Annotated in this window: 14 protein-coding genes and 1 tRNA gene; 11 read left to right on the top strand and 4 right to left on the bottom strand. The window is 45.2% G+C overall.

The window, feature by feature from the left end:
- Positions 1-250: 250 nt before the first annotated feature.
- The 3 genes from AAJP47_RS10605 (at position 251) to AAJP47_RS10595 (ending at position 4,392) form a co-directional block, all read left to right on the top strand.
- A complete protein-coding gene (locus AAJP47_RS10605; protein WP_346717895.1) occupies positions 251-1,378 on the top strand; it encodes an extracellular solute-binding protein in 1,128 nt (375 codons plus the stop codon).
- Between the two features lie 62 nt (positions 1,379-1,440).
- Positions 1,441-3,117 carry an ABC transporter permease gene (locus AAJP47_RS10600; RefSeq protein ID WP_346717894.1) on the top strand — a complete coding sequence of 559 codons (1,677 nt, stop codon included), beginning with the start codon at positions 1,441-1,443 and terminating at the stop codon, positions 3,115-3,117.
- Between the two features lie 72 nt (positions 3,118-3,189).
- Complete coding sequence (locus AAJP47_RS10595; protein ID WP_346717893.1) at positions 3,190-4,392, top strand: ABC transporter ATP-binding protein; 1,203 nt, start codon at positions 3,190-3,192, stop codon at positions 4,390-4,392.
- A 20-nt stretch (positions 4,393-4,412) separates the two neighbouring features.
- On the opposite strand, the gene AAJP47_RS10590 is transcribed toward AAJP47_RS10595, so the two are convergent.
- Positions 4,413-5,369 carry a methyltransferase domain-containing protein gene (locus AAJP47_RS10590; protein WP_346717892.1) on the bottom strand — a complete coding sequence of 319 codons (957 nt, stop codon included), beginning with the start codon at positions 5,367-5,369 and terminating at the stop codon, positions 4,413-4,415.
- Positions 5,370-5,655: 286 nt separating this feature from the next.
- On the opposite strand from AAJP47_RS10590, the gene AAJP47_RS10585 reads away from it, so the two are divergent.
- From AAJP47_RS10585 to AAJP47_RS10555, 7 genes are all read left to right on the top strand, one after another.
- Positions 5,656-7,299, top strand: coding sequence for an alpha/beta hydrolase family protein (locus AAJP47_RS10585; protein WP_346717891.1), 1,644 nt, complete (start codon positions 5,656-5,658; stop codon positions 7,297-7,299).
- Positions 7,300-7,591: 292 nt separating this feature from the next.
- A complete protein-coding gene (locus tag AAJP47_RS10580) occupies positions 7,592-7,771 on the top strand; it encodes a YdcA family protein (protein WP_346717890.1) in 180 nt (59 codons plus the stop codon).
- A gap of 290 nt (positions 7,772-8,061) precedes the next feature.
- Entirely contained in the window at positions 8,062-10,881 is a 2,820-nt protein-coding gene (gyrA, locus tag AAJP47_RS10575) for a DNA gyrase subunit A (RefSeq protein WP_346717889.1), read from the top strand.
- 185 nt (positions 10,882-11,066) lie between these two features.
- Positions 11,067-12,137: an EamA family transporter RarD gene (gene rarD / locus AAJP47_RS10570; protein WP_346717888.1), complete on the top strand. Its 1,071-nt coding sequence runs from the start codon at positions 11,067-11,069 to the stop codon at positions 12,135-12,137.
- A 276-nt stretch (positions 12,138-12,413) separates the two neighbouring features.
- Complete coding sequence (locus AAJP47_RS10565) at positions 12,414-13,082, top strand: glutathione S-transferase (protein ID WP_346717887.1); 669 nt, start codon at positions 12,414-12,416, stop codon at positions 13,080-13,082.
- Positions 13,083-13,283: 201 nt separating this feature from the next.
- Positions 13,284-13,532 (top strand): hypothetical protein, encoded by a 249-nt coding sequence (locus AAJP47_RS10560; protein ID WP_346717886.1) that lies wholly within the window; start codon positions 13,284-13,286, stop codon positions 13,530-13,532.
- Between the two features lie 46 nt (positions 13,533-13,578).
- Positions 13,579-14,691 (top strand): ribonuclease Z, encoded by a 1,113-nt coding sequence (locus AAJP47_RS10555; RefSeq protein WP_346717885.1) that lies wholly within the window; start codon positions 13,579-13,581, stop codon positions 14,689-14,691.
- An 83-nt stretch (positions 14,692-14,774) separates the two neighbouring features.
- Here the strand turns inward: AAJP47_RS10555 and AAJP47_RS10550 are convergent, their stop codons facing one another.
- The gene (locus AAJP47_RS10550; RefSeq protein WP_346717884.1) at positions 14,775-15,740 is read right to left on the bottom strand and encodes an ATP-binding protein; all 966 of its coding nucleotides are present in this window, start codon (positions 15,738-15,740) and stop codon (positions 14,775-14,777) included.
- 92 nt (positions 15,741-15,832) lie between these two features.
- Between AAJP47_RS10550 and AAJP47_RS10545 the strand changes: the two genes are divergently transcribed.
- The gene (locus AAJP47_RS10545; RefSeq protein WP_346717883.1) at positions 15,833-16,810 is read left to right on the top strand and encodes a serine/threonine protein kinase; all 978 of its coding nucleotides are present in this window, start codon (positions 15,833-15,835) and stop codon (positions 16,808-16,810) included.
- 81 nt (positions 16,811-16,891) lie between these two features.
- Here the strand turns inward: AAJP47_RS10545 and AAJP47_RS10540 are convergent.
- A tRNA-Leu gene (locus tag AAJP47_RS10540) sits at positions 16,892-16,976 on the bottom strand.
- Positions 16,977-17,386: 410 nt separating this feature from the next.
- Positions 17,387-19,180, bottom strand: a complete 1,794-nt coding sequence (locus AAJP47_RS10535) for a sigma 54-interacting transcriptional regulator (protein ID WP_346717882.1) — start codon at positions 19,178-19,180, stop codon at positions 17,387-17,389.
- Positions 19,181-19,185: the final 5 nt, after the last annotated feature.

The following is a 19,185-nucleotide window of genomic DNA, read 5'->3' as shown; positions in this document are numbered from 1 at the left end:
AGCAGTGATGTTAAGGTTACAACGTTAGTTTCTGAGTAAATACAGAAGCGCTTAGGCAGGTTTTACAGGAGAGATAAATTTATTGATAATTACTCTCATTTACATTAGTATATCGTTTCTGTATATGTTATTTTAGTAATATTAATAATAAGTGTTAGATATACTAAAAAATCTTATAACTCTAGTTTGTTACTCGCCTTTTCAACGTCTTAAAACACCATCCTTTATAACACTATATTGTGGGGAAGCCATGTCATCGAACGCCGTCACTCCTGTATCAACTTTTAGCAAACTGACCTTACCGATGGCCGTATTTGGCGTGATGCTCGGTTTGACTGGTTGTAGCAATTCCTCGACAACAGATGAGAGCGCAGTGTCAGAAACAGCGGCTAGTACGGAGGAAGGTGCCGCTACCACGGATGCGGTTGCGGCCGATGCTGACAGTCACATCGTTACCATCTACTCGTCACGTAACGAGCAGCTAATTAAACCATTATTAGACCGTTATACTGAAAAGACAGGCGTAAAAGTGGAGCTGGTCACAGACAGTATCGGCCCATTACTTGCGCGTCTAAAAGCAGAAGGCCAAAACACACCAGCCGATATGCTATTGACGGTGGATGCGGGGAATTTATGGCAAGCGACGCAAGAAGGGCTGCTGCAACCTGTCGCGTCAGAAGTGTTAGAAGCAAACGTTCCTGCCAAATATCGTGATCCAAAAGGTCAATGGACAGGTCTGTCATTGCGTGCCCGTACTATCTTCTATGATCCAAGCAAAGTCACTGCCGATCAACTATCGACTTATGCGGATTTGGCCGATCCGAAGTGGCAAGGCAAGCTATGTCTACGCAGCTCTAAAAAGGTGTATAACCAATCGCTGGTGGCAAGTATGATTGAACACTTAGGCGCAGAAAAAACCGAAGCTGTCATTCGTGGTTGGGTGGATAACTTGGCCACGGATGTATTCAGTGATGATACTGCTTTGTTAGAAGCAATTGCTGCTGGTCAATGTGAAGTCGGTATTGCCAACAGTTACTACTATGGTCGCCTGCTAGAAGAAAAACCGAATTTCCCTGTGAAGCTATTTTGGGCAAACCAAGCTACAACTGGCACGCATACTAATATTTCGGGGGCAGGCGTGGTGGCAGGTTCAGACAATCCAGACGATACGCTTAAACTCATAGAGTGGTTGTCATCTGATGAAGCACAAGGCATTTATGCCAGCTCAGACAAAGAATTCCCAGTCAAAGAAGGGGTTGATGAGTCTGAAATGCTCAGATCATGGGGTCAGTTCAAGAAAGATGACATCAACGTGCAAAAGTTCGGCGAGCTACAAACCCAAGCGATTCAAATGATGGACAAAGCGGGTTATAAGTAACGACTATAAGTCATGGTCGTTTATTTAGCCTCTTTAGTTACAGATGACATGGTGATAATAAGATGAGCACAACGCCAGATGTGTCTGTTGTCAAAAATGAGACGGGCAGTACTCGGACTCATAACAAGCAGGTTGCCACCCAAGACCATACTACGCTTAAACGTTTTCTATCAAAATCAGTCTTAGGACTGATTTCGTTGTTTATGCTGGTGCCAATTTTGATTGTGCTGCTATCGTGGACACAGCCAGTCGCCGAGATTTGGGGGCACATGATCGACTATGTGCTACCACAAGTACTCAAAAACACCGTGATTTTATTGTTCATGGTAACCGCTATTTCTGGCACGATTGGTACCTTACTTGCTTGGGTAACGAGCATGTATCGCTTTCCCGGACAGCGTTTTTTTGCGTGGGCGCTGATGTTACCGCTTGCGATGCCAGCTTATGTTTTGGCCTTTGTCACCGTTGGTATGGTAGATTTTAGTGGACCATTGCAGACAGGTTTGCGAGATCTGGGTATTGATACGGCGATTCCATCGGTGCGCAATGTGTGGGGCGCAGGTTTGGTGCTGTCATTGGCTTTTTATCCTTATGTATATTTGCTCGCGCGCCAAGCATTCTTGTCACAGGGCAAGCGAGCGCTTGAAGCAGGACAGATGCTAGGTTTGAGCCGTCGCCGCGTATTTTTTAGGCTGGCTTTACCGCAAGCACTACCTTGGATCATTGGCGGATTGTTGCTGGCAAGCATGGAAACCTTGGCGGACTTTGGCGCGGTGTCAGTCTTCAATGTTGATACCTTTACCACCGCTATCTATAAGGCATGGTTTGGTTTTTTTAGCTTGACGACGGCGGCACAGTTAGCGGCGCTATTGATCAGCGTGGTTTTTATCGTGGTTTTGTTTGAGCAATATTGGCAGGAAAAACGCAGTCATTCATTGACTCAAGGCAGCAGTCAACGGTTTGATACCAGCACGCCTATCAAATGGGCCATGACATTATTGTGTACGTTTGTATTTGCAATCGCCTTTTTTATCCCTTTTTTACAGCTAATCTATTGGACGGCTTTAAATTTTCAGCAGGATTTCGACGCGCGTTACATTGGCTTTGTACTCAATAGCATCAAGATTGCGGCTATGACCACGCTATTTATTGCGGTTTTAGCGGTTATCATTGCATGGATTAAGCGCCAATATCCTGATAAATTAACCAAGCTGATGACGACATTGGCCAATTTGGGTTATGTGGTGCCCGGTACGGTGTTGGCCGTGGGTATATTCATTCCAATTGCTTGGTTAGACAACCAGATGATTGATGCCGGCATGGTCTCAAAGCAAGTGTTGTCAGGCAGTGTGATTGTGATGTTACTGGCGTTATCGACGCGCTTTATGACCGTGAGCTTTCAGCCAGTAGACCGCCAACTACAGCGATTGACGGTCAATCAGGAAGCCGCTGCCAAACTACTGAGCAATAGTGCTTATCAACGCTGGCGACAAGTGATACTGCCCGTGCTCAGTCCTGGGGTATTGACGGCGTTATTAATAGGCTTTGTTGAAGTCATGAAAGAGATGCCGATTACGTTGATGACACGGCGGCAAGGCTGGGATACGCTAGCAGTGCGAGTGTTTGAGATGACCAGTGAAGGAATGTGGGGACGGGCGGCGCTGCCAAGCTTATTGATTGTGCTGGTTGGCTTGTTGCCGGTTTGGATACTACTACGACAAAGCGACAAACAACATTAACCATGAGCGATAAAGACAATTAAACTTTATTGCGCCTGCTATGGTTATCCTATTTATTACTAGGGCATGTTTATGGATACTGATTCATATCAAAACTCAACAGATTACAAAGCAGCGAATACCCGTTCAATCAATGTCAGCCAGCCTTATTTTAGCGTGCAAGATTTAATCGTCGGTTATGACGAGACAGTTGTTGTTAATGGATTGTCTTTCCGCTTACAGCAAGGCGAGATTGGTTGCTTTTTGGGGTATAGCGGTTGCGGAAAGACCACGGCATTACGCGCCATTGCCGGATTGGAGCCGAGCCGCTGCGGTACTATTTATTTAAGCAATCAATGTCTAACGGATCAAACTGCTCATCAGTCATTTGCGGTTGTACCAGCCAAACGCGGTATGGGTATGGTGTTTCAAGATTATGCGCTTTTTGGTCATTTAAGCGTGGCAAAAAACATCGCGTTTGGGCTAAATAAATGGTCTGCGGCTGACAAAAAATCCCGCGTCGCTGAGATGCTAAACCTTGTTGAGTTGACCGGACATGCCAATAAACGTCCTCATGAATTGTCAGGTGGTCAGCAGCAGCGAGTGGCCTTGGCACGGGCATTAGCGCCCAAGCCTAAATTGTTGTTGCTCGATGAGCCGTTCTCTAATTTGGACGTGGTACTGCGTGAGTCACTGGCAATGAGTGTCCGTAATATTCTCAAACGTACCAATACTACGGCTATATTGGTGACTCATGACCAAAATGAAGCATTTGCACTGGCGGACAAAGTAGGCGTCATGAATAAAGGCAAACTCGTACAGTGGGCGACGCCAAGCGAGTTGTATCATGAGCCAGTCAATCCTTTTGTGGCGGAGTTTGTGGGCGAAGGCGCCATGATAGATGGCATTATTAAAAATGGAAGAGTCGAGACAGCGTTGGGTGATATCTATCGACGCCTAGAGGTCTATGATGAGTCAGGACAGCCGCAATACCGTGAATATGACTATCCTAATGGTACGCCCATCAAAGTGCTGGTGCGCCCAGATGATATTATTCATGACGATGACAGCACGCGAACAGCATTGGTGATTGGACGGGTGTTTCGCGGGGCCAATTACTTGTATCGCTTACAACTGGATGACGGCCAGACCGTATTGTCTTTAGTCGCCAGTCATCATAATCACGAGATTGGCACCAAGATTGGTATCTTACCTAAATTAGAGCATATCGTAGTGTTTGATGAAAAAGCAATCAACGCCACGGCTTGGTCAGCTTCTGATAAATCAGAGAGTTGAGGAGAGAGAACAGGGGTGATTTACCGAGTGGCCATTATGTGCAAATACCGTCCCAGCCATTTATAAGGCTCTAGTTGTGAGTAGCGCAGCTCCATTCGTATGACGGCATCTGGATCGTTATGACCACCACGTTTTAGCGGCGAATAGTCATGAAACACGCGCAGTCCGCTGGTAAGGATGGTTTGATAATGATGGGTCGCCAACCAAGCATCGACTTCTTCTTTGGCAACGGGATAATTGGGCGTCAGGCTTTTTTTATTGTCCGCCTTATATTCAGTGTTATCGAGCAAATTAAAGTTGCCCATAATGAGATTGCGATAATCAAAGCTTGCTGGATTATAAAAACACAAGGATATCGCGCCATTATCGGCTAAGTGCTTATCAAAAAAATCCATCACCGTCGCAGGCTCGGCTAGCCATTCAAGCAATGCATGTGACATGATTAAGTCAAACTTAGTGTCTTCCGCAGCTGCAGTGTCGTTATTGTCATTATCTTTCTCTTTTTGCTGATTATCATGATTCAACTTATCTTCAAGTTCTTGATACGGGCACACATACCACGTTATGTCTAGCTCTTGATGAGCTTGCTCTGCATTTGCTCGCGCTTTTTCGAGCATGTTGGCTGAGATGTCATTGATAACGACCGAATGCCCTTGAGCAGCAAGCTCTATCGCAATTTGAGCAAGCCCGGCACCCACGTCCAAAATACGCAACCGTCGTCCAAGACTTTCGCTCATCTGCGCGCTATAGGCAAAAATATCGCGGCGTAATACGGCCAGTCGAATGGCACCTTTTAATCCGCCATAAACCTTTTTTTCAAAATGATCGGCGATGGCATCAAAGTTGCGATCAGACCGTCGCTTTTCTTGCGCCGATTCCTCTGGTTCTATTAAGTTTTTTGGTTGGGTGTCCGAGGCATTGGTCTCTTGCGTGTTTTGCATAAAGGATAGTTCTGTATAAGAGGGTAATTTTGGCATATCGTACAACAAAGCGAAATGTGAAGCTAGGACTGGCTTTATAGTAGGTCGAAAGAAGCCCTAGTCTCAAAGAAAGGCATGAGTATATACTTTACAGTAGCTTTTAATAATATTTTGCGGTATAAATAGTAAGGTTTAAGCAACAATTACGGTCAGGCAGATTTTACCAAAATGCTTAAATCACGACGTTAAAATTTTTTGCCAAGACGAATTTATCTACTGCCATGGACGCTCGATAATCAATTGACTCACCATCACTAGGGTCACACTACTAAGGATAGTAACGATGATAAAATCCAAATCTACCATCAATAATGATTTTTTACTCACGCAGATCACGACCAACCAACCTCTTCAAACCACCAAGCCCACCATGACGCGCTGCTTATTGTCAGTTGCCGTTGCCAGCAGTTTACTATTGGTTGGTTGTAACGATGATGATAACGAAGTGACGGTCAGCTATGACACAACAGTTGAAACGATCAGTGCATTTACCACGGCTGAGATAGACAATGGCTTTGGTTTAGACAACACGGCAACTCCTGATGCCAAATGCGACATTAAAATTGAAAAAGTCAATTATCCAACAGTAGGTGCCGCTGGCGAGCGTACCAATGCGACCGCCGCCTTGATGCTACCAAGTGGCAACAGCGCGGACTGCCAAGGTGATCGTCCTATCTTGCTCTACGCACATGGCACGACCACTGAAAAGGATTATGATTTTAGCCAAGTGGCCAAGCCTCAAAACCCAGCTGCCGCTGAAGCGACTTTGATCGCCGCAAACTATGCCGCCCAAGGTTATATTGTGGTAGCGCCGAACTATGCTGGTTATGATGACTCTGAGCTTGATTATCATCCGTACCTAGTGGCGGAGCAGCAAGCCACTGATATGGTTGATGCGCTAGAAGGAGCGCGGGACATTATTGAGAGACAACAACGTGTCAATGATACGAATTACACCAACATTGATGACTCTGGCAAGCTTTTTGTGGCGGGCTATTCACAAGGCGGGCATGTCGCCATGGCAACCGCACGTCTCCTTGAACAACAAAATGAACCCGTCACTGCGATTGCCCCTTCGTCGGGTCCATATGCGCTAGCCGCATTTGGTGATGCGATTTTTGCGGGCAATGTGAATGTGGGGGCGACTCGTTTTGCGCCATTATTGGCCGAAGGTATGCAGAACAAATATAGCGATATCTATAACAGTCCATCAGATATTTTTTCAGCACAGTACGCTGACACTCGGCTGCCAAGTATGAAGACGTTTGGCGAGCTGGTCAGCGCAGGTGAGTTACCTGATAATGCATTGTTTCAGTCAAAACCTACTGGTAATCCTATCCTTGATCAACTTCCAAATAGCAGTTTACCTTTTGCATTTTTAGGGTTTGCTAGTGATAATTATCTCATCAAAACGGATTTCCGAGCCGCTTATGTAGGCGATGCTCTACAAAACCAAGACAGTCTCATCGCGGGGACAGGTGCATTGCCTGCTGAAAGTCCACAAAACCCGTTGCGTAAAGCATTAAAAGACAATGACTTACGTGGCTATATCCCCAAAATGCCAACGCTACTGTGCGGCGGTAATCAAGACCCAACCGTTTATTATGATATAAACACCGGTTCGATGAGTGCCATATTGCAGCAAGCCGGTGCGGCGCCCACAGCCAATCTTAATGTCACGGTACTCGATGTCGATACCAGAGGCGATCGAGGTGACGTGACGTCGATTGGTCGTGCCATGAGCAATCCATGGATGACAACGACAGTGATTGATGACGTTCAAAGCCGATTCGCTACTAATTTGACCGCGATTCAAAATCAAGCAGGTCCAACCGCAGTGCTGGCCAATTATCATGGCGGTTTAGTCAGTGCAGCCTGTACACAAGCCACCCGCGAATTCTTTAACCAAGAATTCAAAGCCAGTTAAGACCACTCAAAATTGAGCGCAATCGTTATTTCTATAAAAACTGTATCTACTGGATGCAGTTTTTTTGATGGCAGTAAAACAAGGATAACGGTATGCAGCGCTTTTGTTTTAGATTCACTACGTATAGTGAGTTCGGTATAAAAACGATACAGCGGGACAAATATGGATTTTTTGCAGCCCTTGCCTGCCAAGGCACAGCAAGCCAGAAAAATTTATGTTAGTTCCGCCTCATAAGATAACCTATCTGTTTTATTTAGAATCGACTACATCACTCATTAATAAGGAAAAAGTCATGAAATCAATCGTGTCATTACTATTTGCAGCCGTCTTTGTGGTTACGCCTATCAGTCAAGCACAGGCAAAAAACACGCCGTGCTCGGGTAAAATGGGCGGGGTTTCTCACTGCTCAAAAGACGGCAAGTTTGTCTGTAACAACGGTAAAATTAGCCAGTCAAAAAAAACGTGTCGTTGATATAAATCTAAAGGCCATGGATTCGTCAAAATACAGTCGCTAATAAGCTGTTTTCCTTGATTATAATGACAGTCAGATGCCCCTAAATCAGCAATTTTGTGCTAAAATAGCTTCTTTTATTAAACATTAAAACTATCGTCATTTTCCTAGTGTTTTGCACGATTAGCCGTGTCTTTTATAGTCACTATTTTGAGAGTAGCTGCGCATTCACGCAGCTATCCTTTTGTATAGTACGTGAGCATCGCAAAAAGTATTGGCATTAGAAAAAGAATGAAAGTGAAGGAGTGTATATGAGCGAATCGGTCAGTCCTATTGGCATTGTAGATGAACTAAAACAATCCTATCTGGATTATGCGATGAGCGTGATCGTCTCGCGTGCGCTACCTGATGTGCGTGATGGGTTTAAACCTGTACACCGCCGCGTAATGTACGCCATGCATGTGCTGTCTAACGACTATAATAAGCCTTATAAAAAGTCAGCCCGTGTGGTCGGTGATGTCATTGGTAAATACCATCCTCATGGCGACAGCGCGGTCTATGACGCCATTGTGCGTATGGCGCAGGACTTTAGCCTGCGTTATCCCATGGTTGATGGTCAGGGTAACTTTGGTTCAATTGACGATGATCCACCGGCAGCGATGCGTTATACCGAAGTTCGTATGACCAAGCTGACCCACCAAATGCTGGCGGATCTGGACAAAGACACGGTCGATTGGGAAGACAACTACGACGGTTCTGAGCGTATGCCAAGCGTGATGCCAGCGCGTATTCCTAACTTGTTGGTGAATGGCGCGACTGGTATTGCTGTCGGTATGGCCACCAACATGGCGCCGCATAACCTGACCGAAGTCATCAATGCGTGTTTGGCGTATGCCCAAAACCCGCAAGTTTCTGCTGAAGAGCTGATGTCACATATCTCAGGCCCTGATTTCCCGACAGGCGGTATCATCTATGGCCGTGCAGGTATCTTAGATGCTTATCGTACGGGTAAAGGCCGTTTGCATATACGTGGTCGTTATCATATCGAAGCCATGAGTGATACGGGTGTCAACCGTGATCGTGAGCGCATTGTATTTACTGAAGTGCCTTATCAAGCCAACAAGGCCAAGCTGATTGAGCGTATTGCCGAACTCGTACGTGATAAAAAGATCGAAGGCATCAGTGAGATTCGTGATGAGTCTGATAAAGACGGCATGCGTATCGCCATCGATTTGCGCCGCGGTGAAACGGCGGAAGTCATCGTCAACAACTTGTTCTTACAAACGCCGCTTGAATCTAGCTTTAGTATCAATATGGTGGCGCTGGATAATGGTCAGCCAAAGCTATTGACCTTGCGTCAGCTGATTGCTGCATTTGTACGCCATCGTCAAGAAGTGGTGACCCGACGTACCATTTATGAGCTAAATAAAGCACGCGTTCGTGGTCACTTGCTCGAAGGTTTGACGGTTGCGCTTGCCAATATCGACGAGATTATTGCGACGATTAAAGCGTCTGCCAACCGTGGTTTGGCACGTGAAAGCTTATTGAATAACACATGGGGTTCAGGCAGCGTTGTGGCGATGCTAACCGCTGCTGGTAGTCAATCAGTGCGTCCTGAATTTATCGAGGGCGAAGATCCTAAAGCACCATTTGGTTTGATCGATGGTGAAAGCAATGGTGAACAGCGCTATCGTCTGTCACTTGAGCAGGTCAACGCCATTTTAGACATGCAATTGCATCGCTTGACGGGCCTTGAGCAAGACAAATTGACCGAAGAGTATCAAGACCTATTGCGCGAAATTACGCACTTAGAATCTATCTTAGGCGACTTTGATAAGCTAATGGCCATCATCTCTAACGAGATGATTGAGATTCGTGACAATTTCGGTGATGAGCGCCGTACAGACATCATCGACTCGCGCACTGACTTTAACCGTGAAGACCTCATTCCTGAACAAACCGTGGTTATGACCGTCTCGCGTACTGGCTACGCAAAAACTCAGCCGATTGATGATTATGTGGCACAAAAACGTGGCGGTAAAGGTAAGTCTGCAACGGCGATGAAAGAAGACGATGTGATCGATCATTTGGTGGTAACTTCAACCCACGCGACGGTATTGTGCTTCACAGACAGCGGTCGCGTCTTTAGCTTGCGCGGCTTTGAAGTGCCAATTGCCAGTCGCGGTGCGCGTGGTCGTCCATTGGTCAACCTCATCGGTTTGAATGGTGACGAGACGGTAACGACCATACTACCGATTCCAAAAATAGTAGAAGATCTTTCTACAAAGAATGACATGTCGTTGGCTGGTAACGATGATGAGTCATTAGAAGACAGTAATGACGCCGTGCCACCTTTTGTCTTCTTTGCTACCGCCAATGGTACTGTTAAGCGGGTTGAGCTTAAACAGTTTGCCAATATCCGCTCCAATGGTTTGATTGCGGTTGGATTGGAAGATGGTGATAAATTGGTGAGTGCTCGTATCACCAATGGTAGCCAAGAAGTGATGCTGTTTGCCTCAAGTGGTAAAGCCATTCGTTTCGATGAGAATGATGCTCGCGCCATGGGTCGTACCGCAAAAGGTGTCCGTGGTATGCGTCTGGCGAATAATGAATTTATCAAATCATTGGTCGTTATCGAAGATGATGTGCGCGAAATTCTTATCGCTTGTGAAAACGGCTTTGGTAAACGTACCTTTGTCGATGAGTTCAACACTCAAAATCGTGGCGGTGGCGGCGTTATTGCGATCAAGACCAGTGAGCGTAACGGTGCATTGGTTCGTGCCACCAAAGTTGAGCCTGAAGATGATATTATCTTAATCTCTGATAAAGGCACGTTAGTACGTACGCCTGTTGAGCATGTCGCCAGCTCTGGTCGAAATACCCAAGGCGTAACGTTGATTCGTTTATCAAAAGATGAAAAACTGGTCGCCATGGCGCGTGTCGAAAACGAAGAAAGCGACGATACGTTAATCGATGCGATGAAGGAAGATGGTACATTTGATCTTGCAGGTCAAGAACAAAGAGATATCGATGCTGTGACCGGCAGCACGGCAACCACAGACGTTAACGACGCGATCGATATTGCCAACGACTATCCATTAAATGACGACTCGCTAGACGATGACGAATAACTTTATTATGAGTTAGTTTTTTAGTTTAGTTTGTAACACTGCTCTAAAAAAAGCCTCTGACGCTATCGTCGGAGGCTTTTATTTTTTTCTGAATTTTATCTATTTTTGCCGTCTGGCTGTCATTGTTAGAGGCTCTAATGGTTTATGGGTTATGCCCATAAAGTTGTATTTTTAAGGCTATTGTTATGATCACGACCAATCAAACTTTTCAAGGAACCTTTGCAGCGGTATCGTCGAGTTTTTTATTTTCGATGATGTTTTTGTTTGGACTATTTATGCTGCCCTTAACCGGTACGCAGGTGGCGTCATGGCGCGTGCTGATGATGCTACTCAGTTTGGTGATATTGCTCAGTTTGACTAAGCAATGGCAGCACGTCTTTGATTATATAAAGACCCTAAAAACAGCAAAAGAGTGGCTGATATTTACGTTACCTGCACCGATTTTAGGCGGACAGATTTGGCTGTTTATGTGGGCGCCTGTGAATGGTTTCGGTCTTGATGTTACTTTGGGGTATTTTCTACTACCCCTGGTTATGATAGTGGTTGGGCGCTTTTTTTATCATGAGTATATGAGTGCCTTACAGTGGGTGGCGGCGCTATGTGCCGCGCTAGGCATTGGTTATGACATTCTTCAGTATGGTTCGGTATCTTGGGTAACGTTAGTTGTGTGCTTGGGTTATCCGCCCTATTATCTATTGCGGCGCACGCTTTCTGTACCGCCTGTTACAGGCTTATTGTTTGACTTGACGTTGCTGACGCCCGTGGTGCTGATTGCCCTTTATATAACGGGTGGTTTTAGCGTGGCGGCACAAAATATGAAGTTTTGGTATCTGCTGCCATTACTAGGCGCCTTTAGTGCGCTTGCCATGTCACTGACAATGATGGCAAGTAGTAAGCTGCCCGTTTCATTGTTTGGGGCGTTGAGCTATATAGAGCCGATGTTGTTGTTTGTATTATCCATTACCGTTTTGAGCCAAAGCCTTGACGAGGGCGGTTCGCTCTTTATGTATGGCATGATTATACTTGCGCTGCTAGTGATGATTGTCGATAGTGTGACAGGTTATCTGGTTCGTCGCCGTGACGATCATTTGCATGGTTATAGAGAGCCGCAAGTCGGTGGTTTTCCGCCGCGTCGCCACTTTATCAATCAACGTATCGATGGGGTGCTAAAAGCCCATCGTTTCCGCAAAAAACGCCGCTATCAAAAAAAGGTGGATAAGATACAACAAAAAATCGAACAACTTGATTTAAAATAAATGCTCAAATCTTCTAAATTTATTTGATGTAAAAATGGAGGCGTGATAGGAGTGCTGATGGGTGCCGTGTTAGCGATTTGACTTAATAAATATTAAAGGTGTTTGCTTTAACAGACGCTTGACTTAGTAGGCATGGTTTTTCGTAATCCTTCTACACAGTCCCTATGTTAAAGACACATTAATTACGCTATTATCGAATCAATGCGGGCACGCTGAGTTAGATACGCGCCATCACCCAGACATTTTATTATTTACTTATTATAACTAGGACGGTTTATGTTAAATCTGCATCATTTAAACAATTCACGCTCATTTCGTATTTTGTGGTTATTAGAAGAGCTGGAGCTTGATTATAAGCTCACCAGCTATGAGCGTACCAAAGCTTATCTGGCACCTGAGAGCTTAAAAAAGGTTCATCCGCTCGGTCATACCCCTGTACTCGAAGTCGATGGTCGTGCGCTGGCTGAATCTGGTTTTATCATCGAATATCTGCTTAGACATTATGATACCGATCATCAGTTTAAGCCAAGTGATAATAATGAAGAGGCGTGGGAAAATTATACCTTTTGGCTACATTTCGCGGAAGCTTCTGCGATGCCGCCTTTAGTCATGCGCTTGGTGTTTAGCAAAGTGGTAGAAAGATCACCTATGCTTATCAAACCCATTAGTAAAGGCATTCGCAAACAGGTAGAAGACGGCATGATCGATAACAACATCATGAACAACTTAAACCTGATGGAGCAACATCTACAAAATAACCATTGGTTTGCTGGTGAAGCATTCAGTGCCGCTGATATTCAAATGTATATCGTCGTCGCAGCGTCTAACGCGCGTGCAGGCATGGACAGAGTCAGATTTGCCAATCTATTAAACTGGCTCAAGCGTTGCCAAGAACGTCCAGCTTTCAAACGTGCAGAAGAAAAAGGTGGCACGCCAAAGTTTTAAAGACATCTAATTTTTAAAGGCACCGACGTTCTAAAGGCATCTAATTTTTAAAGACATGCAGTTTTTAAAGACACGGATGTCTGAAGGCACCAAGGTTCTACAGATACTGACGTTGTAAAGATATTGACGTTTTAAAAATATCCTGTGCTATTGCGAGCGTTTTTAATACCGAATCGCAATAGCCTATTAAGAAGAGATATCATGAGTGACCAAAACAAGTTGGCCAAGCAGACATTGAAGACTGACAGCCATGAGGTAGGTCGTCAAGAGATTCGTGCACAGCAAGTCTCCATTAAGTCATGGACACAAAAAATACTGGTGGTGTTATTGTGTGTTGCCAGCTTTTACGGTGGCTTTAAATCTTATGAATCCAACATGGTTAATGACTGCAAGGCCAATGGCGGTCAAATGATTGAAGGTCAAAAAACCATGTTATGTCAATTGTCATAGTAATTTGTGATAATGAAATGATGGCTATCAATACAAGAAACTCCTCATGCTAAAGCTAACCTTTTTGGGCACCTCAGCTGGCGTGCCCACCAAGCAGCGCAACGTAACGGCTTTGGCAATTGAGTGTCTAAATCCTTATTTGTCCGGCTCCAAGCAGCAAAGTAGTAAGTCGCGCCCTTGGCTATTGATTGATTGCGGTGAAGGTACGCAGCAGCAATTGTTACATACCAAGCTGTCTTTGCATCAACTGGCGGCTATCTGCATCACCCATGTGCATGGAGATCATTGCTATGGTTTGCCAGGACTGCTGGCAAGTGCTGCCATGTCTGGACGCCGTGAGCCGCTTACTATTATTGCCCCCAACGCCATTGCAACACTACTCGATGCTATCGTAGCAACTACCGAGTTATACTTTCCTTTTACGATTGACTTTATGGCGATTGAAGAGGTTTTAGAGGCGCAAGCGGGCAGGGTCGTTATTGCTCTAAATGATCAGCACCAGTTAACTATTGATATCACGCGACTCTCGCATCGAGTTCCGTCTCATGGGTTTGGTATCACACAAAACATCAGCCGCCATACGCTTAATACGACTAAATTAACTGAAGAAGGCATACCTGCCAGTAGTTTGTGGGGACGCTTGCAACAAGGCGATGATGTCACAACGGATGACGGTCGGTCGCTACGTTCAGTCAATTATGTTGATTATGAAACGCAGCGTACACGCGTTGTAGTCGCAGGCGATAATGATAAGCCCGAGCTTTTAAGTACGGCGGTCATTGATGCAGATTTATTAGTACATGAAGCCACTTATACAACTGGTGTTTTAACCAAAATTCAGGCAAAAAACTCAGATTTTGATCCGATGCATAGCAGTGCGCAACGGGTGGGTCAATTTGCGCAAAATAGTGGCGTCAAAAACTTACTTTTGACGCATTTTAGTGCGCGTTATCAGAATTTTGAGAATTTAAGCAGTAGCACGCCCAACATGGCACATATTCGAGCAGATGCCGCAAGTGTTTATGAGGGCAGTTTATGGCTGGCAGAAGACTTCGCGCAGTATGTGGTCAATGGCGCAACCGACTCGCAAATCAAGCCAGACAATGAGCGCGTGCAATATGTTGGCTCTGCACGAAATGATATAGTTGAACCTAAGTAAGCAAGGGACAACTCTGACAACCGTACTGCGACGACAATTTATCCTAGCAGCACGGTCTTTGTTTTATAGTGATTTACGCTGATTTAGCGCTTGCTGTCTTCAATCGCCAACTGCGTTTTACCGCTCCAATAACGACTAAACTGATAGGCGACTCGCCCTGAGCGTCCACCACGCTCGGATGCCCAGCGTAATGCATCGGTTCTAATAGGGTTCGGCAAACTTCCTTCATCCGAACCAACCTCAATCATAGTATCGGTATTGGCTAAAATCTTCTGTTGTTCTAAAATCAGATAATGTTGAACAATCTGCAAATACGTCTGCTGATCCATGGGGTGAAAGGTGAGAGACAATCCGAATCGATCCGACAATGACACGGTTTCATCAATCGTTTCATAAGGATTGACTTCATCCGTCTGACCATTATAAATATCAAGATTGTCCTTCATCATCTGTGGTAGCAAGCGTCGGCGATTACTGGTGGCATAGACCAGCAGTTTGTCTTGCTCAGAGTCCAGCGAGCCATCGAGCACACTTTTTAGGGCGCGATAGCTTTCATCTTGACCGTTAAACGCCAAGTCATCACAGTATACGATATAGCGACATTTACAATCGGCTGGCAGCTCATTAATAGCCGCGCGAATCTTGTCTAAGACTTGTAAATCATCACGGGCAATCTCAATAATGCGCAGTCCTTCACTATGGTAGGTGTGTAGTAACGCCCGAATCAGAGAGGATTTACCCGCACCGCGTGTTCCTGACATCAGAACGTGATTGGCAGGATAGCCTTTTAAAAACTGGCGAGTATTTTGTACCAGTTTTGCTTTTTGTTTCTCAATACCCTGCAAGTCGTCTAAACTTAAAAACAAATTGACCGCGAGCGGTGCTAAATGACCATTGTGACCACCGACCCAGCGATAGGCCAGCTGCGTAGGATCGATCTCAATCGTTGGCGTGACTTGCTCTTGCAGATATTGAGTCAGCAAATCCAATAAAGGGTCAGGCAGGGCATAAGGAGTAGCAGACTTAGATGACTGGGTTGGTTGTGACATAATAGCTCTAACTGTTGGGGTGTATTTAAATTGCGTAATGGCAGCTTCAAGGTTCTACTGTACTATAAGAAATTATCACAAAAGATTAAACCATGAAAAATAGTACCGACAGTTCGCTTACTTTACAGGCTTTGCAAGCGCAGGCTCAGCAGCTACTGCCAGCCGTGACGCAAGCATTATCGGTCTTACAATATAGCGAAATAGTGCATCAACGTCTAGCGCAACAACGCACTAAAGACAACTGCTATCAAGGGTTAACGCGAGCACAGCATACTGTGTTTGGTCGCGTCATGATTAAATGGCAACTAAGTGCTCATACCAACCATGATTCATCTGGCTTGTCTCACGAAATCGATGTGCTGAAATCTTTAAATAATTTATCAAAAAGCCAGTCCAGTCTAGACAGTGTCGCTCTCTTAGTACTTGATTATCACTATGTAGACATTCAGGCCTTGGGACAGAACCAACAATTAACCGTTTTAGTTATGACCTACTATACAAATGGCAGCTTAGCAAAACCGCTAAATGGTCAAAGACATGCGTTGTTAACAGATGAGCAAAAGCATCACTTTATTAAACAAGCGGCACATTTGATAGCGAAGTTGCACAATGCGGGCTGGCTACACAATGATATCAAACCCAGTAATATTCTACTCGATGGTGACTCAATAGATGGCGATCTTGATCGCGGCAAAATGCCAAATTTACGGATGACAGACTTTGCTTTAGCCAAAAAAGTTGATGATCGTGTTGCATCAAATTCTACTGGTACGCCCGCCTATCTTGCGCCTGAACGCTGGCAAGGGCAAATTGCTACTGTACAAAGCGATATCTATGCGTTTGGTATCATGATGGTTGAGATACTAATGGGCGAGCGACCGTTTAAGATAACTGCCCAAAGTCACGATCCTATGATTGATTGGGCGACACAGCATTGTCAGCAGCCTATACCAAAACTGCCTTCACCATACAGCCGTTATCAATTTATTATAGATGGCGCATTGGCAAAGCGGGTAGAGAAACGGTATCAGACGATGGAAGAGGTAATATTAGATTTAGAAGAAAGATGAGTACACGCTTAAAACTCAGACACAAAAAAACCTGCTAAAAAGCAGGCTTTAATATTTGGTCTAAGATGTACTATCCGAAAATGGTGGGGCTGGAGAGACTCGAACTCTCACACCTTGCGGCGCCAGAACCTAAATCTGGTGCGTCTACCAATTCCGCCACAGCCCCATTTTCGTTACTCTATCATCAAAAGCATTTAAATTCAAATGCCATCTAGACAGTTAACTGATTCGGTAGTGCGTCTCAGTGGTTGGCTATTATATAGAGTTTGAATATTTTGGCAACCCCTATTTGCAATTATTTTTAATTATTTGACGAATATTTTTATTAATAATGATAAATAATTGATAATACTAATATTTTGATTTAGTGCTTTTGCTTATAGGCGATGCTCAATAAAATCGATACACGACATTATAGTGCATGACTGGTACAAATTTTTCTTGCTGGCTGTCCATTGCTGACAGAGGCGGCAAAAAACCCATTCCAGACACGCTGAATTTTTTATAGTGATCTTACTTATCTTATTACTACTTATCTTATTACTACTTGTCTTATTACTACTTATTGCATCAAGGCTATGAGGGAAGGTCCAGCTGCTGCAATTTCCGGGTCAAGGTATTGCGTCCCCAACCCAGTAAGTTGGCCGCTGCTATCTTTTTACCGCCGCTGTGCTTGAGAGCTGCGGTAAGTAACACACGTTCAAACTCAGGCGTCGCCATTTGTAAGATATCAGTTTCTCCTTGCTGTAGCGATTGCTCAGCCCAAACGGCTAGGGCTTGTTGCCAGCTTTGATCGTCAGCGATAGGATAGGTTTGACCCTGCTGCTGGCTATCGAGGGCACCATCAGTTTGCTGACCATGATTTTGAGTTGTGTCTTGGAACGAAGACTGTGCTGGCTGCGACTGTAGGTCGAACGGCGTATTTTCGAGTAGCTCTGGTGGCAAGTCATTTACCATCACGGTATCACCCGTTGCCATCACTGTTAGCCACAAACACACGTTTTCAAGCTGGCGTACATTACCACGCCATTCAAAAGACTGCATAATTTGTAGCGCTTCGGGATGTAGCTGCTTTGGTGCAGTATTCATTTGCTCAGCGGCACGTTGCATAAAATAAGTGGCGAGGGCAGGAATGTCCTCTGGCCGTGTGCGCAGAGGCGGGAGTGGTAAGCGAATGACATTGAGACGATAAAACAAATCCTCACGGAAACGACCCAGTTTGACCAATTCTTCTAAATTTTGATGAGTGGCAGCAATGATGCGCACATCGACTTTGACGGGCTGCTGTCCGCCCACGCGATAAAACTCGCCATTGGCGAGCACACGTAGCAGACGGGTTTGAGTGCTAAACGGCATATCACCGATTTCATCCAAAAACAACGTCCCACCATCCGCTTGCTCAAAACGTCCTTGTCGTGTTGTCGTGGCGCCAGTGAACGCGCCTTTTTCATGACCGAACAATTCAGATTCAATCAAATCATGCGGAATAGCGGCCATATTAAGGGCAATAAAAGATTGCTGCTTGCGAGGAGAGTGCTGGTGTAGCGCGCTTGCGACCAGCTCTTTACCCGTTCCTGATTCACCTGTGATCAGAACGGTAATAGGCGAATATGCCAAGCGACCAATAGCGCGGAACACGGTTTGCATGGCTTGCGATTGACCAATGATACCGCTTGGATTGTTTTGAGCCTGAGTTTGAGGGTTAACTTCTGTGTTGCTGCTAGCGGTTTTTTGGGTTTTACTCGTCGCTCGGGCGTTACTGACAGGTTTTGCTTTGCTCTCAGTTGTCTTATTGGCAGGGTTGATAGCAATGTCTGATTTTATAGGGTTATCTGACTCAGTTTTTTGATGATTGAGGGCCAAGTTGGGCTGATAATTAATTGCTTTATAAATGGTGGCGACCGCATCATCCAAATCAAATGGCTTGGGCAAATACTCAAACGCCCCTGTCTGATAGCTATTGATGGCAGAAGTCAGGTCTGAATGCGCGGTCATCACGACAATCGGGAGCGTAGGGAAGTGCTTATGTACCCAATCGCTAAAAGACAATCCATCCATCATTGGCATACGAATATCAGTCAATATCACATCGGGCAAGGATTCAGCTGAGGCATGGTTTTGTAAGATGTCATTGAGCCGTGTCCACGCTGCTTGCGCTTGCGTAAAGCTTATAACCGTCAGCCCTGCATCTTCAAACGTATCTGCCAATACCAAACGCAAGGTCGCATCATCATCAATGAGCCATAAAGTAGCAGCGTGCTTATCAGCGGCGTTATTGACTGTTACTTTTAAGGTTTGCTCGCTGGTTGCTTGCAGGTTCGATGGGTTGTGATCGCTTTTAGAGTCAAGCTTGTCGTTATAGTCAGTCATGTATT

The sequence above is a fragment of the Psychrobacter halotolerans genome, assembly GCF_039680845.1.
Taxonomy (GTDB): Bacteria; Pseudomonadota; Gammaproteobacteria; order Pseudomonadales; family Moraxellaceae; genus Psychrobacter.
Note: the sequence above shows the minus strand (reverse complement) of the source record. Positions and strands in the feature narration are given on the sequence as shown.

Coding starts and splice junctions, on each gene's coding strand:
- AAJP47_RS10585 (WP_346717891.1), top strand. CDS start 5,656: ATGATAAAATCCAAATCTACCATCAATAATGATTTTTTACTCACGCAG.
- AAJP47_RS10580 (WP_346717890.1), top strand. CDS start 7,592: ATGAAATCAATCGTGTCATTACTATTTGCAGCCGTCTTTGTGGTTACG.
- rarD (WP_346717888.1), top strand. CDS start 11,067: ATGATCACGACCAATCAAACTTTTCAAGGAACCTTTGCAGCGGTATCG.
- AAJP47_RS10545 (WP_346717883.1), top strand. CDS start 15,833: ATGAAAAATAGTACCGACAGTTCGCTTACTTTACAGGCTTTGCAAGCG.
- AAJP47_RS10600 (WP_346717894.1), top strand. CDS start 1,441: ATGAGCACAACGCCAGATGTGTCTGTTGTCAAAAATGAGACGGGCAGT.
- gyrA (WP_346717889.1), top strand. CDS start 8,062: ATGAGCGAATCGGTCAGTCCTATTGGCATTGTAGATGAACTAAAACAA.
- AAJP47_RS10560 (WP_346717886.1), top strand. CDS start 13,284: ATGAGTGACCAAAACAAGTTGGCCAAGCAGACATTGAAGACTGACAGC.
- AAJP47_RS10605 (WP_346717895.1), top strand. CDS start 251: ATGTCATCGAACGCCGTCACTCCTGTATCAACTTTTAGCAAACTGACC.
- AAJP47_RS10550 (WP_346717884.1), bottom strand. CDS start 15,740: ATGTCACAACCAACCCAGTCATCTAAGTCTGCTACTCCTTATGCCCTG.
- AAJP47_RS10535 (WP_346717882.1), bottom strand. CDS start 19,180: ATGACTGACTATAACGACAAGCTTGACTCTAAAAGCGATCACAACCCA.
- AAJP47_RS10595 (WP_346717893.1), top strand. CDS start 3,190: ATGGATACTGATTCATATCAAAACTCAACAGATTACAAAGCAGCGAAT.
- AAJP47_RS10555 (WP_346717885.1), top strand. CDS start 13,579: ATGCTAAAGCTAACCTTTTTGGGCACCTCAGCTGGCGTGCCCACCAAG.
- AAJP47_RS10565 (WP_346717887.1), top strand. CDS start 12,414: ATGTTAAATCTGCATCATTTAAACAATTCACGCTCATTTCGTATTTTG.
- AAJP47_RS10590 (WP_346717892.1), bottom strand. CDS start 5,369: ATGCCAAAATTACCCTCTTATACAGAACTATCCTTTATGCAAAACACG.